10 protein-coding genes are annotated in these 16893 nt (G+C 57.4%); 3 read left to right on the top strand and 7 right to left on the bottom strand.

Annotated elements, in window-relative coordinates; genetic code table 11:
* Nucleotides 1-65: 65 nt before the first annotated feature.
* The 7 genes from ACL9RJ_RS04840 to ACL9RJ_RS04810 form a co-directional block, all read right to left on the bottom strand.
* On the bottom strand, nucleotides 66-4928 hold the full coding sequence (locus tag ACL9RJ_RS04840) for an NAD-glutamate dehydrogenase (protein ID WP_017127874.1): 4863 nt from the start codon (nucleotides 4926-4928) through the stop codon (nucleotides 66-68).
* 383 nt (nucleotides 4929-5311) lie between these two features.
* Nucleotides 5312-8815: a glycosyltransferase gene (locus tag ACL9RJ_RS04835; RefSeq protein WP_422764951.1), complete on the bottom strand. Its 3504-nt coding sequence runs from the start codon at nucleotides 8813-8815 to the stop codon at nucleotides 5312-5314.
* 1 nt (nucleotide 8816) lies between these two features.
* The gene (locus ACL9RJ_RS04830; RefSeq protein ID WP_422764950.1) at nucleotides 8817-9554 is read right to left on the bottom strand and encodes a glycosyltransferase family 2 protein; all 738 of its coding nucleotides are present in this window, start codon (nucleotides 9552-9554) and stop codon (nucleotides 8817-8819) included.
* A gap of 24 nt (nucleotides 9555-9578) precedes the next feature.
* Nucleotides 9579-10895 (bottom strand): polysaccharide ABC transporter ATP-binding protein, encoded by a 1317-nt coding sequence (locus tag ACL9RJ_RS04825; protein WP_422764949.1) that lies wholly within the window; start codon nucleotides 10893-10895, stop codon nucleotides 9579-9581.
* Nucleotides 10885-11739, bottom strand: coding sequence for an ABC transporter permease (locus ACL9RJ_RS04820; RefSeq protein WP_422764948.1), 855 nt, complete (start codon nucleotides 11737-11739; stop codon nucleotides 10885-10887). The genes ACL9RJ_RS04825 and ACL9RJ_RS04820 overlap by 11 nt, the downstream gene beginning before the upstream one ends.
* Before the next feature lie 45 nt (nucleotides 11740-11784).
* A complete protein-coding gene (locus ACL9RJ_RS04815; protein ID WP_422764947.1) occupies nucleotides 11785-13113 on the bottom strand; it encodes an ABC transporter ATP-binding protein in 1329 nt (442 codons plus the stop codon).
* A 168-nt stretch (nucleotides 13114-13281) separates the two neighbouring features.
* Nucleotides 13282-14202, bottom strand: coding sequence for a glycosyltransferase family 2 protein (locus ACL9RJ_RS04810; protein WP_281367731.1), 921 nt, complete (start codon nucleotides 14200-14202; stop codon nucleotides 13282-13284).
* A 306-nt stretch (nucleotides 14203-14508) separates the two neighbouring features.
* On the opposite strand from ACL9RJ_RS04810, the gene ACL9RJ_RS04805 reads away from it, so the two are divergent.
* The 3 genes from ACL9RJ_RS04805 (at nucleotide 14509) to ACL9RJ_RS04795 (ending at nucleotide 16892) form a co-directional block, all read left to right on the top strand.
* Nucleotides 14509-14865 (top strand): hypothetical protein, encoded by a 357-nt coding sequence (locus ACL9RJ_RS04805; RefSeq protein ID WP_177086782.1) that lies wholly within the window; start codon nucleotides 14509-14511, stop codon nucleotides 14863-14865.
* Between the two features lie 103 nt (nucleotides 14866-14968).
* On the top strand, nucleotides 14969-15721 hold the full coding sequence (locus ACL9RJ_RS04800) for a CDP-diacylglycerol diphosphatase (RefSeq protein ID WP_177086780.1): 753 nt from the start codon (nucleotides 14969-14971) through the stop codon (nucleotides 15719-15721).
* A 211-nt stretch (nucleotides 15722-15932) separates the two neighbouring features.
* Nucleotides 15933-16892 (top strand): AAA family ATPase, encoded by a 960-nt coding sequence (locus tag ACL9RJ_RS04795; protein WP_017127865.1) that lies wholly within the window; start codon nucleotides 15933-15935, stop codon nucleotides 16890-16892.
* Nucleotide 16893 lies beyond the last annotated feature (1 nt).

Genomic DNA, 16893 nt, shown 5'->3' with positions numbered 1-16893 from the left:
ACCGCCATCAATAAAAAAGCCCCGACTCTCACGAGTCGGGGCTTTCAGTTACCACTTGTTCCAGGCTATGCGAGTACGGGTTGACCACTCATTGCCAGGTCCATCAACTCACGGTTGGCCACTGCGTACATGGCGTAGTCGGTGCCGCTGGCGGCACGGATTTCCACCAGCATTGCACGCCAGCGATCGGCCATGCTCGCGTTCTGCTCCAACCACAGGGCCACGCGGGCTTCCATGTCTTCCGGCGCGTCGGCCAGTTTCAACACGGAGATGGTGATCGCCCGCTGCTGCCAGTCGACATCGTCGCGGAACGCTTCGCGGGCCTGGGCCTGCCAGTTGTTGCCGACACGCAGGTCGCTGATCTGCTGGGAATACCAGGTCAGGTCCAGGGCACTGCCCACCGCGAAGTAGGCCTTGGCCACTTCGGCGGCGTCGTGACCGGTGACATCGGCCGCTTCGATGATCGGCAACAGGGTGTACAGGTGCGTGGTACCGGCCACCATGCGCGCCAGCAACTCCGGTACACCGGCCTGGACATAGGCCTGGTAGCGGGTCTGCCAGACTTCGCGGGTCGGACCTTCCAGCAGTTCGTCGAGCTTGAGGCCCAGGGCTGCCAGGTGCGGACCGAAGTGCGCGACGTCACGGGCGGCATCCTGCTCGTTGCGACGGCTGCGCAGGAACCAGCGCGTGGCGCGACGGCCCAGGCGCATCAGTTCGTCCATCAGTTCCAGTTGGGTCTCGGCCGAGACCTTGTAGTCCAGGGCCTCGATCTGACGGAACCAGTGCGGGAGGTGGAAGATGTCACGCACGATGACATAGGCACCGGCGACATTCGCCGGGCTCATGCCAGTGGACTCCTTCAGGCGCTGCACGAAGGTGATGCCCATGTGGTTGACCAGGTCGTTGGCGATCTGGGTACTGACGATTTCACGCTTGAGGCGGTGACGACGCATGGCATCGGCGAACTTGCTCACCAGCGTCGGCGGGAACGCGGTTTCCATGTCGCGGGTCAGGTACTCGTCGTCCGGCACCTTGGAGTCGAGCAAGGCAGCCTTGAGGTCGATCTTGCTGTAGGAGATCAGCACCGACAGTTCGGCACGGGTCAGGCCCTGGCCGGCCGCCACACGCTCCACAAGCTGCTCTTCCGACGGCAGGAACTCGATGGCGCGGTCCAGCTTGCCACGGCCTTCCAGGTCGTTCATCAGGCGCTTGTACTCGGCGATCCGGTCGTAGGCACGACGGGCTGCCAGGGACAGGGCCTGGGTCTGCTTGTAGTTGTTGCCGAGCACCAGGCCACCGACCTCGTCGGTCATGCTGGCCAGCAGCTGGTTGCGCTGCTTGTCGGTCATATCGCCAGCCTGCACCACTTCGTTGAGCAGGATCTTGATATTCACTTCGTGGTCGGAACAATCCACGCCACCGGCGTTGTCGATGAAGTCGGTGTTGGAACCGCCGCCATTGAGGCCGAACTCGACGCGACCGAGCTGGGTCATGCCCAGGTTGCCGCCCTCGCCCACCACCTTGCAGCGCAGTTCGTTACCGTTCACGCGCAGTGCATCGTTGGCCTTGTCGCCGACATCGGCGTGGCTTTCGCTGCTGGCCTTGACGTAGGTACCGATACCGCCGTTCCACAACAGGTCCACCGGCGCCTTGAGCAAGGCGTTGAGCAGTTCGGTCGGGGTCAGCTTGTCGGCGCTGATGTCGAAGCGCTCTTTCATCTGCGGGGAGATCGCGATGCTCTTCGCGCTGCGCGAGAAGATACCGCCGCCTTCGGACATGATGCTGGTGTCGTAGTCGGACCAGGCCGAACGCGGCAGGTCGAACAGGCGCTGGCGCTCGGCGAAGCTGGAAGCCGGCTCCGGGTTCGGGTCGATGAAGATGTGCAGGTGGTTGAAGGCCGCGACCAGCTTGAGCTTGTCGGACATCAACAGGCCGTTGCCGAACACGTCGCCGGCCATGTCGCCGACGCCGACCACGGTGACGCTGTCTTCCTGGACGTTGATGCCGCGCTCGCGGAAGTGACGCTGTACGCCCACCCACGCGCCCTTGGCGGTAATGCCCATCTTCTTGTGGTCGTAGCCGGCCGAGCCGCCGGAAGCGAAGGCGTCGCCGAGCCAGAAACCGTAGTCGATGGCAATGCCGTTGGCGATGTCGGAGAAGGTCGCGGTGCCCTTGTCCGCCGCCACCACCAGGTACGGGTCATCGTCGTCATGACGCACGACGTTGGCCGGCGGCACCAGGGCGCCGTCCTTGAGGTTGTCGGTGATATCCAGCAGGCCGGAGATGAAGATGCGGTAGCAGGCGATACCTTCGGCCGCGATCTCGTCACGGCTGCCGCCCAGGGGCAGGCGACGCGGCAGGAAGCCGCCCTTCGCGCCCACCGGCACGATGACCGAGTTCTTCACTTGCTGGGCTTTTACCAGGCCCAGGACTTCGGTGCGGTAGTCTTCCTCGCGGTCCGACCAGCGCAGGCCGCCGCGGGCGACGTTGCCGAAGCGCAGATGCACACCCTCGACCCGTGGCGAATAGACGAAGATCTCGAATTTCGGCACCGGCTTGGGCAGCTCGGGGATCGCGTGCGGGTTGAACTTGAAGCTGAAGTACGACTTGTTCTGGCCGTTGGCGTCGGTCTGGTAGAAGTTGGTCCGCAGGGTCGCCTTGATCAGGTCGAGGTAGCGACGCAGGATGCGGTCTTCGTTCAGGACCTGGACGTCGTCCAGGGCGGTCAGGATCGCCTGCTCCAGGCGCAGTTGCTTGTCGTCGAGGTCGTCGGCGCTCAGCTTGCGGGCCAGGTAGAAGCGGGTCTTGAACAACCGGGTCAGTTCGCGGGCGATATCGGTGTGGTTGTTCAGGGTGCTGGCGATGTAGCCCAGGTCGAAGCCCAGGCGGATCTGCTTCAGGTAGCGGGCGTAGGCACGCAGCAGCGCCACGTCGCGCCATGGCAGGCCGGCGGTGAGCACCAGGCGGTTGAACGCATCGTTCTCGGCATCGCCACGGACGATGTGGACGAAGGCGTCCTGCAGGGTGTCGTTCAGTTGCTGGATATCCAGGTCCAGGCCTTCGGCAGCGGTGAAGGCGAAGTCATGGATCCAGAACTCGCGACCGTTGCTGTGGCGCAGGCGATACGGGAACTCGCCCAGTACGCGCAGGCCGAGGTTTTCCAGGATCGGCAGGACATCGGACAGTGCCAGCGGGGTATCGGCGTGGTAGAGCTTGCAATGCAGCTCGCGCTGGCCGGACACCTGGCCCAGCGGCTGGTAGAAACTCATGACCAGCGGGTTGGCTTCGGTCAGGCTCAGCAGGTGCTGCATGTCGACCACGGCCGAATGCGCGGCGAAACGCTCGCGGTAGCCGGCCGGGAAGCCTTTCGGGAAGTCCGACAGCACGTTGGTGCCGTGGGCTTCGCCGAAGCTCTCGACCACCAGGCTGGCGTAGTCGTCCTGCCAGCTGCGGCAGGCCTGGACCACTTCTTTTTCCAGCAGGACCGGATCGATGTCCAGGCGGTTCTTCGGATCGACCCGCAGAATCAGCTGTACACGGGCCAGCACGGACTCGGAGAAGAAAGTCCAGAACTCGCAGTCGGTGGCTTTCAGGCGATCCATCAGCACTTGCTGGATCTTCTGGCGCACTTCGGTGGAGTAGATGTCACGCGGCACATAGGCCAGGCAGTAGCAGAAGCGACCGTACGGGTCCTTGCGCAGGAAGACGCGGATCTTGTTGCGTTCCTGGATCTGCACGATCGACATCACGGTGCTGAACAGCTCGTCCACCGGCGTCTGGAACAGGTCGTCGCGCGGCAGCACTTCGAGCACCTGGGCCAGTTCCTTGCCCAGGTGGGCCTTGGACTGGAAGCCGGAGCGGTGTTCGATTTCCTCGACCTTGCGGCGGATATACGGAATCACGCGCACGCTTTCGCCATACACCGACGAGGTGTAGAGACCCATGAAGCGGCATTCCTTGACCACCTTGCCGTCGGCGTCGATCACCCGCACCGAAACGAAATCCGGGTAGGCCGGGCGATGCACGCGGCTCGGATGCGCGGCCTTGGCGAACGACAGCGGGGTCGGCTCGGCCAGGTAGTTCACGGCGTAGTCTTCGATGCGCAGGTCATCGGCGGTGAGGCCGGCACGCAGCAGCTTGGTCAGGCCGAGGAAGGAATTCTGGTCATATTCGATGTGACCGCCGTTCTGGTCGTCACGGACCACGAACTCTTCGTAGCCGAGGAAGGTGAAGTGGTTGCCCACCAGCCATTCCAGGAAACTCTTGATCTCGCTTTTTTCATCAGCTTCGATGGCGAACTGGCTGTTGTCGATGCCTTCGATCAACTGCTGGACCTTGGCCTTCATCGGCTCGAAGTCAGCGACCGCGACCCGGACTTCCGCCAGAACCTGTTCCAGTTCTTTTGACAGCACGTTCAGTTCGGCGGCGTTGGCACAACGGTCGATCTCCAGGTACATCAGCGATTCGTGAAGAATCCCCTCGCCCTGGGTGCCTTTTGGCAGGATTTCGAGCAGTTCGCCCTTGCTACCACGGCGCACGCTGAGCACGGTGGTTTGCAGGGTATGGATGCTGTAGCCGCGGCGGTTGAGTTCTGTACGCACCGAATCCACCAGGAATGGCAGGTCGTGGTGCAGGACTTCGACGGCGGTGTGGGTCGATTGCCAGCCATGGCGTTCGTAGTCGGGGTTGTAGACCCGGACTTGTGGCTGGGCGTGATCGAAGCGCTCCAGCAGGCGCCATGCCGACAGGGTGCAGCCGGCGAGATCGGAGAGCCGACGCTGGGTCAGCTCGTCCAGGGAAATGATGCCGAAGAACTGTTCAGCAAACAACGCCACTTGTGGCAGTGCCTGTTCGCTGATGTGCTGCGCCAGTGCCGCTTGCAGTTGATGCTGGAAGTCGGCTTTGCTGGCTGCGGTGAAGAACGCCATCTGTGGTACTCCGCTTGGGCTTGTTATAGAGAGAAGCGTCGCGCGTTTTCCCCGTAAAAAGGGGTCCTGCATCACTCTGCAGGGTATATCTGGGCAGTGCAGAGTGACAGGTTGATGAAGCTGGCCGCGACCCAGGGGTCACATTCACGTTCGAAGATTAGCTTCTTCGGGGGCCGCCGCCGATTCTACAGGCCGGGCCCGGGGAGAAAACTATCCGTTGCGCAGCTTAACGAGTGGGCGAACGCCCGTGCTTGCGGCGCTGCGACATATTCGGACATTGGCAGGTAGCGCAGGGGGAAACGATGCGTTTCAGCCCGGTACGGAGCGGGTTGCCCGCCCCGCCATGTCGCGACCGAAGCAGGACAGAAGCGTGCCTGATCGACTCAGGACTCGGTCAATTGCGACAAGACCTTTCTTGCCGGCTCCCAGCTCCAGTTCCTTACCGTCCTGAAGCCGGAATTTCTCAACCTGTCACGCAAGCCATCGTCATCCATCAGCCTCCTGACAGCCGATCTCGCGGCCAACAAGTCGCCGGAGCCCACCTTCAATACGTTTTCTCCATCCACCGCATACTCAATCCCGCCTTTCACCTCCATGACGACAACGGAGCAGCCACAGGCCATGGCCTCCAGCGGTGGGTAGGCAAAGCTCTCTATCCTGCTCATCTTCAGCAGAATGTCGCACGACGAGTAAATCCTGCGCATATCCTCCTGCCTGACCTTCTGGAAAAAACGATCGACGCGCCAATGCGGCTCCGGAACACCGTCACTGCTGACGACCCACAACTCACAATCGAGCTCGCTGACCGCGGCGTATGCATCCGCTACCCCCTTGAAAGGAACGGAAACAGGTCCCTCGATCAGAACCCGCGGGCACTGCGGGTTCTTTTCTGATAGCGGAACATCCGGATAAAACAGAGCAGCATCAATGCCATTGGGAAGATAAACGACCGAACGCCCAAACTCGTCCCGCAGGAAATCAACGATCCAATTCGCAATGCCGATATATTCGATATCCTTGCCATAGGTTTGTGCGACGCGACGTTTCAATGCGGGATCTTCATAAAAAAGTCGCTCATCCGACTGAACCAGGTACAGCTTTCTTCCAGCCGGAATTTTTTCAAGCCATTCGACGGTGGTCCAGAACGTCGCAAAAAGCATGTCGATGTTATCAATCCCACAGGCTGATAACTCATTCAGCCGGTACACGCGGATCGCAGGATTTCCATACCAATCGATATCTCCCTGTCCGCCAAGATCAATCACGAAAGCATCGTGACCTTCGTCAAGCAGCAGGCTGACATGCTTCAGCGCGACGGCTGCGCCCCCGGATATACCCAAGCCGGCCAGGAGAAAGGCGATTTTCTTGGGGCTGGGCCCCTTTTTGCGGTATTCGTCCCTGAGCAGGGATTGCCAGTGGCTATCGTCGTTCTTGAAGTTCAGTTCATTGTTGCCGGCATGCAAGCGCAGATCGGTGAGAACATAGGGAATGGCCTTGAATTTCGCGCCATGATAGGCAAGCCGCAGCCATAACTCATGGTCTTCCCTGTATTCCATCCGATGTTTCAGTAACCCACAGCGCAGAAGCGTATCTCGCCTGACCATGACGGTGCTTTGGCAAGGCACACAGGTTTTCTCCAGCATCTCCAGGCTGCAATCGGGGCTATAGACCACCTGACCATTGACCAATCCATCGATTGCGCGAGTGCCATCCAGTAACGCGCGCCAACCGCCATAGACCACATCCACGCCACTTTCCAAGACCGGCAGGCAAACCTCCAGGCGATCGACGGCAGCGATATCGTCACTGTCGAGGAAAGCGATGTATTTACCTTTCGCTTCAAGAATCCCCTTGTTTCGACCTCGCACAGCGTTGCCCGAACTGGTGGGGAACTTGAAGATCCTGACCAATGGGTTGTCGCGAAACTCCTCGATTACCGCCAAGGTCTGGGGGGGAGAACCATCGGCAATCAGGATGACCTCGAAGACCTGTTGCGTCTGGGCCAGGGCCGAATTCACCGCTTCACGCAACACCTCGACCCGATCATAGATAGGGATGACAAACGAAACCAAAGGCGCATCCACCGCCAACACGGAGCTTTCAGCCTTGTTGAATCTCGCCAGTTTCAGCGACGCCGTCTTCCTTTGTCGCCAACGCAGCAGAAAGCCGGTTGCCCTGCGTACAAATGGCACAACACCTTGCTGGCGCAATACAAAAACCGAATTATCCAGTAGCACCTTCATATAGGCCGCTTGCAGCCTGCACCACCCCACAAGGCGCCGGAATGGAGCAGTGATTCTCCAACTGGTCGAATCGAGTGTCGACATCAACTCTTGAGGCGACAACGCCAACAGTCTCTCAAGTTCGGCAATCCGCCGAGCCGACTCCTGCGTCACTTGCCTCCTGGAATATGAAGCATCCTGTAGCTCCTGATTGGCCAAGGCCAATTCGTCACTCAGCCGGGCGATCCTGGCCTCTTGCTCATAAAGCAAGCCATTGGAAACTGCCAGCCGCGCTCGCTGTCCTTTGGAGTCCAGATTGGCATGAGGCGCCTTTTCTTCCTGTTTTACCGTGCGAACAGGGGCTGCGGCCAGCTTGGCTTCCCAATCCGCCCGGGTCATGTTGAATGTTTCCATATTGGAAGAACAGCTCTCGAGTTCCCCCTCCAACCGGGCCACCCGACCTACACAATTCGAGAGTTCGGTATTCAAGAGCTCGACTTGGGCTTCACGTGCGATCAATACCTTGTTCACATCCCTATCCACCACGTCTTGCTCAGCTTCAGATGGGTTGATGTTTGCCAGTCGGGCATCGCGTTCAGCGACAGCCTGTTGGTAGTTTTTTATCACCCGTCGTTGTGCCAGAAAGACTTCTGACTCCCTGGACAATATTTCGATTTCAGTTTTGGAAAACTTCCTGAGCAAAGGAAAGCTCTTGCACCGGTCAAGAACCGCTATCAAATTCCGCTTGAGCGAAAACCGATCAAGAGCAAGGTCCCTCAACGAACGGGACTGCGCCAAAGTCGCTTCGTACCCGGCGACCATCTCTTCAATGATCTGGGCTGCTGAAAGCCTTCTGGGCGTACATCGACCTGAGAAGTTTTTTGCGAATGCCATCTCAAAATGACTGCTGGTAATCCAGCCGGGGCCACCAAAACGATCGTAGCAATAGACGGGGATACCAGCAGCCAGACAATACTGCACAGTTTTCCCGATACTGATGACAGCGTCGTACTGACGGATCAATTCAGGGGTCACTCTTTTCGGTGTCCCCTGAAGGCCAATCAGCTCGACATTGATGCCACGGTTTTCGAGCAATGCCAACAGTTCAAGAAATTCATCGGGAGCATGATTTGAAACAATCCCTATGGACCGAAGTTCGGGCCGGGCCGAATGCCTGATTACCTCAAAATACTCTGCGGGTGCGGCGTTGGGAAAAATACCAAGACGGTCAACGAGGTGAGGATAGCGCGCGGAAAAATGCTCGAAATTTTCCTGAGAATGAACAAGGTACTGTGAAAAAAGTATATTCGGCAGCGGCGGTGTTTCGAGCGGTTCGAAATGAGACAAGGAAGAATAGAAAGCATGCCTGGCCGAAATCCGGTCACGCACCAACAAATGATACGCCACCACATAATGGCTGACCCATACAAGGTCAAAGTCCTTGTCGGCCAGACTGACAACGGAAAGATCGACAAAATACAGCCCCTTCGCGTTCAGCTCGGCCTCGATGAAACCACCCACCTCCATCGCCGCGAGCACAACCTCATACCCGAGGTCCGCCAAGGCTGCGGCAACTTCCAGGGTTGCCATCTCGGCACCCGCAAAATCCACCAATCGGGAACACGCGACCAGCGCCTTTTGCCCCTTGAATTCAGTGCATTTCATATCAGTTGATCTTTATTGAGTTTTCGAATAGCGCACCACTCCACGCCTGTAACTCACGACCAAAATCAGACAGTTCATGAAGCGCCCGCCCTTTGCGCTTTGACCATTTTTCCCCATAGGGCACCCAGGGAAAGTGAGTACTGTAGTAGTCGCAGGTGGCATCCCAGTGCTCATACGAAAGACTTTTACCGTAATGCTGGCAGAAAAAATTGACATCGATACGACCAGTGACCACGGGCTCCCTGGCATCCAACCCGACAAACTTCACCGTTTCACGATTCTGCCAGAGCATGAGTATGTCCCGCCGCTCCACGCCAAACAGGCGTCTGAAATTCAAGAGTGGTGTTCCCGGCATATACGGAGCGTCATCTCCTCGACTCATATAGGCGTCAAACAGCTGGACCCTGACTGCCTCGGGCTTGCAATCCAATGATGATGTCACGTACTCCCGGATGCGCCCGATATATCGTTCATCCGCGTCACAGCACATGCACCAGCAAAACTCGAAATGCCGTCGTGCCATTTCCAGCAATAATCCCCGATGTCGGGTTTCAGACAACAGTCGATTATCGGCGCCGGACTGCCACTGATCGTTCTCCACGATCAATACAACCTTCTCGCACGATTTCAACAACTCACGGGTGCCATCATCGCTGGCATCTTCATAGACACAGATATAATCAGCGAACGTCGAGAGGTGATCGAGCGTATCCGGGAGAACAAGCTCTTCATTGCGCACCCGGAGCAGTACCAGCAGCGGTACTCAACAATCAGCTTTCGCCGGCAGCCCGGGCCGTATCCACAAGCGTTCGCTGCTATTGAGCTCCCAACAGACACTGTTGGTCCACTCATGATCGGACCTCAACACACCGTCGACTTTTGCCAAACCTCGTATGCTTCTTTCCATCTTGATATCAAACTTAAAGCACGATTCCAGTTTGTCGTATGAGAACATCCCATGCTCATCCGAAACAGAGAGCACGCCACGATAAGATCCAGGAACAAAATTATTATTCCTGACAACCAGAGAAACGCTCTCATTGGCTTGAGAGAAAAATATATCGTCTCTCAGGGTGCTGAAAATTGTCACCACTTTCTCGTCAGCGTCATAAATGATCAGGCCGATACCATATACAGGCGGCACACCGGCAAACCGCAACTTTATTTCAACACGTATTTCATCGCCCATTTTGTAAACTTGTCTATCAGCGACAACCGACTCGATCGCGATTGTCCTGGCTTTCGGTTTGAAGATTGAAACCGGCGGTTTTCCACTTTCCGGGGCTTGCAAGGGCGCATTGCCCTGGCGAATCGCCTGTTCCATCTCCGCCTGATAGCTATCACATATGCCCTGACGCTCACCGATTGCCCGGACACTTCCCCTGTCCAGCCAGATGGCTCTGTCGCAGAAATTGCGAACCGCCGGCGTGGAATGCGAGACAAACAGGATAGAGGTACCGCCTTCACGGATTTTTTTCATCCGTGTGAAGGACTTCTCCTGGAAAGCCATGTCGCCAACACTGAGCGCTTCGTCGACAACCAGAATATCGGGATCAACCTGGACTGCGACCGAGAAAGCCAGCCTCGCCAGCATGCCGCTGGAATAGGTCCTTACCGGCTGATCCAGAAAATCCCCGATGTCGGCAAATGACTCGATATCCGAAAAGCGGCTTTCTATTTCTCCCTTGGTCAAACCCAGGATTGCGGCATTCAAATAGACGTTTTCGCGCCCGGTAAACTCGGGATTGAAACCGGACCCCAGTTCCAGCAAAGCGGCAACCCGACCACGTGTCTCTATCTCTCCACCGGTGGGACTGAGCGTCCCACAGATCATTTGCAACAATGTGGACTTCCCGCTGCCATTACGACCGATCACGCCAATGGTTTCGCCACGCTTGATTTCAAAGGAAACATTGCGCAGCGCCCAGAACTCATTGAAATAATTATGAGGAGCGCCCTCCTGTTTGCGAAATCCGATACGGGGCAGGACAAACTGCTTCAGGCGATCCAGGGGTGCCTTATAGACTTCATAGCGCTTGCTGACATTCAAGACCCGTATGGCAATCTGCTCATAGGACATCGGCGAAACCTTTTCTCGTTTTCTGAAACCAGGCAAAACCCGCCCAGGCGAAAGCCGTTGCCACCGACATATAGAGGGCCAGGCCAGGCCAGTCAGGCATTCGCCCCCATATGAGCACCGCCCTGGACTGCTCAATGATGAAAGTCAGGGGCGTGGCCATCATCCATGGCCTGAACCCTTCGGGCACCGCGGAGATCGGATAAAATATCGGGGATAAAAATGTCAGGACCGTGGTAATGATCACCGCAAGCTGTCCCGTGTCCCGCGCAAACACACCCAATGAAGCCAGAAACCAAGAAAATCCCAGTATCAGGACAATCAAGGGAAAAATAACGATCGGCATAAATACAACCGTCCAATGAACAAAACCATTGAACACGAAGAACGCAATCAACAGCACAAGAAGGCTTACAACTCCGTGAAACAATGCAGTGCCCATCGCTATGACGGAAAGTATTTCCAAGGGGAAAACCACCTTTTTGACATAGTTCACATTGGCGACAATCAATCCCGGTGACCGGGTGAAAACTTCAGCAAAGATCCCCTGAACAATCATTCCGACGAACAATATGACTGCAAACTGGGTCTTGCTGTCCTCGGTACCCGTGCCGCCCCAGCGAACCTTGAATATTTCGGAGAAGACGAACGTGTAGATCAGCAGCATGACAACGGGATTGAAAAACGACCACGCCAAGCCCATCGTGGAACCTTTATAGCGCCCGACCACCTCTCTCTTCGTCATCTGCCAGATCAGTTGTTTATTGCGCAATACGCTGGCAATCAGCTCTCGCAGACTTGCCGGGCGTCTGGCATGGGGATTGATTGCATCAACCAACACTTTCATAAAGACTCCTGCCTGGAAACCCCGGGACTCGGTGCATAGGGCCGCTTACCGGCCCGTCACATCGAGACTTTTATCGATAAGAGGAATGCCATTGATTGCGCTCGCGACAGGATCGTGATTCGACCTGATCAACAGTGCTTCGTGGCACCAGTGAAGTTGCTTGTGATCGTGTTGCTCGCCGTCGGCGATGGCGACCTGGATGACATAATCTCCCTTGGCCAGCCATGGCATGGAGAATTCGAACCTGGCCAACAACGTCGAACCTGCAGGCACTGCACGCTCCCGACCGGCCTGATAGCCATAGGTGTTGTCGCCGAACAGGGTCTGCCCCAAGTGATCCTTGAGAAAAAAACCGATAATGGGGCTTTGCAGAACAATGGACGTCTGCGCGTTGACTTCGAGCGTCACACGCTCGCCAGCCAGCATCCAGGTCACGCCGACACCCGAAGCATCGTTGAGCCTGACGTCGACGATCCTTGCCTCGTCCCCACCAAATGCTTGCGCGCCAGGAGCCTGCGGGTCGAACCGGGAGACTTCCAGATCATGCGACTTGATCGTGCCGGCGTGCAGGTCACGCCACTGCGGAGTATCGCGCCCATCGCCATGAACGTCCGAAGACGAGCCCTGTTCGGTTTTCATCGAGCCAGATACATCGTCCAGGTAAGACTCACAGACCGCCCTGGATGGACCCACCTGCTTTTCCTGCCCACCCTCCAGCCAGATCACCCGATCACACAGACTGATGACCGCATCCATATCGTGACTGACAAAAACAAGCGAATGGTCTTGCTTGAACCTATGCATGAAATGCATGCACTTCTGCAAAAAACCGGCATTGCCCAGGGACAGTGTTTCGTCGACCAGCAGAATATCGGCATCCACGTGAGCACTCACCGCAAAAGCCAGGCGCACGCACATCTCGCTCGTGTAGGTCATGAGGGGCTGCTCCATAAGCCCGCCAATATCGGCAAACGCGGCTATCGCGGAAAAGCGCAGATTGATTTCCTCAAGACTCAATCCATACAGCGAAGCCGCCATATAGATATTTTCACGCCCACTGCACTCGGCATTGAAACCGGCCCCCAACTCCAGTAATACCGCAACACGTCCCTGCACACGGAGAACTCCGGAGGTCGGGCTCAAGGTCCCATAAATCAGTTGCAACAAAGTCGACTTGCCGGCCCCTTTTTTACCGATAACACCAACGGCTTCGCCCTTTTTTATCTCGAAAGAGAGATTCTTCAGTGCCCAGAATTCTCTATGGCGACAATTTTTTCCCAACGGCAACATTTGCAACAGCCGATCACTGGGTTTGTTGTAGATCGTATAACAATGGCTGAGGCCCTCGGCACAAATCGCAACATCAGAGGACATCGAACAGCCCTCCAGCGAGACCTTGAAATGCGCGGCCACCCAACCTGGTTCCCGGCATACGCCTATTGTCGTCCGTGATCTCATACATTCAATCGACACTCCTGATATGAAAAAGCAAGAAACCGGCCTTAAGAAAACAGCCAAAAACAACGCGCCTGTAATGGGTGATCAGACTTTTCTGATCAAGGTCGCGAACATCAATCCGAGATTGCCACCGAGCGTCTGTCGGTACACACCGGAGCGCCTGATACCGGCAAGCCGATGAAAGAGAGGTTGTTCCCTGGCACTTTTGAAACTCGAAAGCACTTCGACACTTTCTTTGTTCAAGCGATGACTCATCAACTCCAGCGCACGGATATTCTGTCTGTTCCATTCATGAAAACGGCCGTGCACCAGCATGCGCACGCGATAAAGACGAGCCCACCAACCGGCATTGCTGCCGACCAGATTGGCCTTGTGCTGACGGTAGAGGGTCTTGGGCTGCGGGTCGTAGAAGACCACGCCGCCCTCGGCACCGGATACCAGTTGATAGGCCCACCAGTCATGGGAAGGGATGGATATATGGGAACCCGCCTCCCGTAGAAGTTCTCGGGCAGCATGGTTAAATACCATTGTATTGCCACCACCAATACTCTGTACCAACGCATTGGCGAACTTTGGCGGCCGACAAAACCTGGGGGACTGGCCGGCGCCTATTCCCAACTCACTGATCAACTGGGTACGCCCGCAATAAAGCGCCGGTACGTGAGAAGGAACATCTTGCAGCCACATCAGTGCCGTTTCGAGCTTGTCTTCATTCCAGATATCGTCCTGATCCGACCAGGCATAAAAATCCGCCTGAACTTCAGGACGAAAGGTCAATGACAGGAAGTTGGCGACAAAACCCTGCCTCGGACCGGAAAATACTTTAAGGCGTTCTACTGGCCAACTACTGGCACAATCCTGGATTATCGCCAGCGTCGCATCATGGGAACCGTCGTCAGAAACAGCCAGACTCCAGTTGGAGTGACTTTGACGCTCAAAGGAGTTGATCTGTTCGGCCAGAAAACGTTGGCCATTGTAGGTGCACATCAGGATCGAGACTTTCAAGGCCTTATTCCTCCGCCATAAGATTTATGAAAAATCTTGAACCGGACAACGCTGGAACTCGGCTTGGCGACGATTATCAAGACTTCGGATGACATCGTCTACTGTCAGAAATGACAGGTATATACGAGAAATCCGAAGCCAATATGGAATCAATAAAGTTTGCGCCAGGAAATATCCTACATGGCCCGATCATCCGTCGAAGCCAGGCCAGGGCCCGATTCAAGCCTTGCAATCACCTGTTCCTGAAAAATATCCCGAATGCAGGCAAAATACCGCCACTTCCCCGCCCAGACAGGACACTCCGCCATGCAGCTCAGTACCGCCCATCTCATCGCCAACCCTTGCGACGATGAAGAAGACGACATGGCCATGCTTTGCTGCCATAGCGACAAGGGGGAGATGTTCCTGATGACCCGCTATCCCGACGAGGATGAATTGGAGATCACCCTCGATGGCGAGCCTTCCACCCTCGACGGCGTCAAGGTCACCTTGAGTGCCACGCGCCTGCTGATCGAAATCGCCCCCGGCGATGCCGATGCCTTGAATGGCGACGATCACCTCGAGATCCTGCACGCCACCGCCGCTTCCGACCTAGCGGAAGTCGAGCTGACGCTGAAAAACATCCTCGACGGCACCGGCACCTACATCAGCGAACTGGGCTGAGCATTCCCCGCTGGCCTGAAACATCCCTGATCGGCACAGACATAAAAATGGAGTGTTACTGGTTTAGAGTGCTCCGGTTTTTATTTCTGATCAGGAACCCTGAATGAGCAAGTGGCTTAAAGTCTTGGCGCTGTTGGTGATCGCAGCGGTACTGGTGGTGGTGCCCTGGCTGATCTGGGGGCACGGCAACGGCAACGCCCTGTGGCGGATTGTCAGCCAGCAATGCGTGCCCGATCAGCGCAACACGCAAAATCCCGCGCCTTGCCTGGTGGTGGACCTTGAACAGCACTATGTCCTGTTCAAGGATCGCCTGGGGCCCCTGCATGACCTGACCATTCCCACGGACCGGATCACCGGTATCGAAAGCCCGCTGCTGCTCGAAGACAACGCCTACGCGTTTTTCGCCAATGCCTGGCAACAACGTGGGCGCCTGGCCGCCGAAGCGGGCAAGCCGATCAAGGACGAGTTCCTGTCACTGGCCGTCAACTCCCGGTATGGCCGCTCCCAGGGCCAGTTGCATATCCACCTGGCCTGCCTGCGTCCCGAGGTACGCACGCTGCTGGACCAGCATGGCGCACAGGTCACCGGCGACTGGCAGCCGCTGGGCGCCAGGCTGAATGGACATGAATACCTGGCGAAACGCCTTGACGGCCAGGACCTGGCTCGGGAAAACCCGTTCAAGGTATTGGGCGACTATGTACGCCAGCAGGATGACAGCATGTCCCGCTACGGCCTGGCCCTGGTGGTCGCGCCCGGCGGCGACCTGCTGTTGCTGGCGAACCGCCTGAGCCTCGGCGATTTCAACCTGGGCTCCGCCGGCGAGATCCAGGACTATGGCTGCGCCCTGGCCCGATAAGCCGGAGAGCGGTATGGCCCCGCCCCTGCCGAAAGTGACAGGACGGGGCCTATTCACAGGATATGTTTCTCAACAACGTAGGACTTTTCTTCAAAATCCATAAAATTCCCCATAGCCGTTAGTCGCCACCACCCCCGATGGATTAAAGTAACGCCCCCAGCCACGACATTATTCGAATGCCGTCGGCCACCCTCTCCAGGAACACTCATCGATGGAACATCGTGAAGCGCTGCTGGCGCTGCGAACCTTTCTCTCAGCGCAGATTCTCGGCCAGGAAAAGCTGATCGAGCGCCTGCTGATCGCATTGCTGGCCGACGGTCACATGCTGGTCGAAGGCGCCCCCGGCCTGGCCAAGACCAAGGCCATCAAGGAGCTGGCCGAAGGTATCGAAGCGCAGTTCCATCGCATCCAGTTCACCCCCGATCTGCTGCCCGCCGATATCACCGGCACCGAGATCTATCGCCCGGAAACCGGCAGCTTCGTGTTCCAGCAAGGCCCGATCTTCCACAACCTGGTCCTGGCGGACGAAATCAACCGCGCCCCGGCCAAGGTCCAGTCGGCCCTGCTCGAGGCCATGGCCGAGCGCCAGGTCAGCGTCGGCCGCAGCACCTACGAACTGTCCCCGTTGTTCCTGGTGATGGCGACCCAGAACCCGATCGAGCAGGAGGGCACCTACCCGCTGCCCGAAGCCCAGCTCGACCGCTTCCTGATGCACGTCAAGATCGGCTTCCCGGATGCCGCCGTCGAACGGCGGATCCTGCAACAGGCCCGTGGCGAGGCGCTGAACGGCGAAACCAAGCCCGAGCGCCGGGTCAGCCAGCAGGCGATCTTCGCCGCCCGCAAGGAAATCCTCGGCTTGTACATGGCCGATGCCGTGGAGGAATACCTGGTGCAACTGGTGATGGCGACCCGTACGCCGGCCAAGTTCGACCCGGAAATGGCCGAATGGATCGCCTATGGCGCCAGCCCGCGCGGCTCGATCGCCCTCGATCGCTGTGCCCGCGCCCACGCCTGGCTGGCCGGACGCGACTTCGTCAGCCCGGAAGATATCCAGGCGGTGCTGTTCGACGTACTGCGCCACCGCATCATCCTGTCGTTCGAAGCCGAAGCGGCGGGGATCGACCAGGACCGGGTCGTCCAGCGGATTCTCGACGTCGTCGCCGTCGCCTGAC

Origin of the sequence: Pseudomonas sp. Mn2068, from assembly GCF_049319725.1 — a bacterium.
Classification (GTDB): Bacteria; Pseudomonadota; Gammaproteobacteria; order Pseudomonadales; family Pseudomonadaceae; genus Aquipseudomonas; species Aquipseudomonas gingeri.
Note: the sequence above shows the minus strand (reverse complement) of the source record. Positions and strands in the feature narration are given on the sequence as shown.

What these genes read in the sequence shown, in the direction of transcription:
- ACL9RJ_RS04840 (WP_017127874.1), bottom strand. Translation starts at nt 4,928, where the DNA reads ATGGCGTTCTTCACCGCAGCCAGCAAAGCCGACTTCCAGCATCAACTG.
- ACL9RJ_RS04835 (WP_422764951.1), bottom strand. Translation starts at nt 8,815, where the DNA reads ATGAAATGCACTGAATTCAAGGGGCAAAAGGCGCTGGTCGCGTGTTCC.
- ACL9RJ_RS04825 (WP_422764949.1), bottom strand. Translation starts at nt 10,895, where the DNA reads ATGTCCTATGAGCAGATTGCCATACGGGTCTTGAATGTCAGCAAGCGC.
- ACL9RJ_RS04820 (WP_422764948.1), bottom strand. Translation starts at nt 11,739, where the DNA reads ATGAAAGTGTTGGTTGATGCAATCAATCCCCATGCCAGACGCCCGGCA.
- ACL9RJ_RS04815 (WP_422764947.1), bottom strand. Translation starts at nt 13,113, where the DNA reads ATGTCCTCTGATGTTGCGATTTGTGCCGAGGGCCTCAGCCATTGTTAT.
- ACL9RJ_RS04805 (WP_177086782.1), top strand. Translation starts at nt 14,509, where the DNA reads ATGCAGCTCAGTACCGCCCATCTCATCGCCAACCCTTGCGACGATGAA.
- ACL9RJ_RS04800 (WP_177086780.1), top strand. Translation starts at nt 14,969, where the DNA reads ATGAGCAAGTGGCTTAAAGTCTTGGCGCTGTTGGTGATCGCAGCGGTA.
- ACL9RJ_RS04795 (WP_017127865.1), top strand. Translation starts at nt 15,933, where the DNA reads ATGGAACATCGTGAAGCGCTGCTGGCGCTGCGAACCTTTCTCTCAGCG.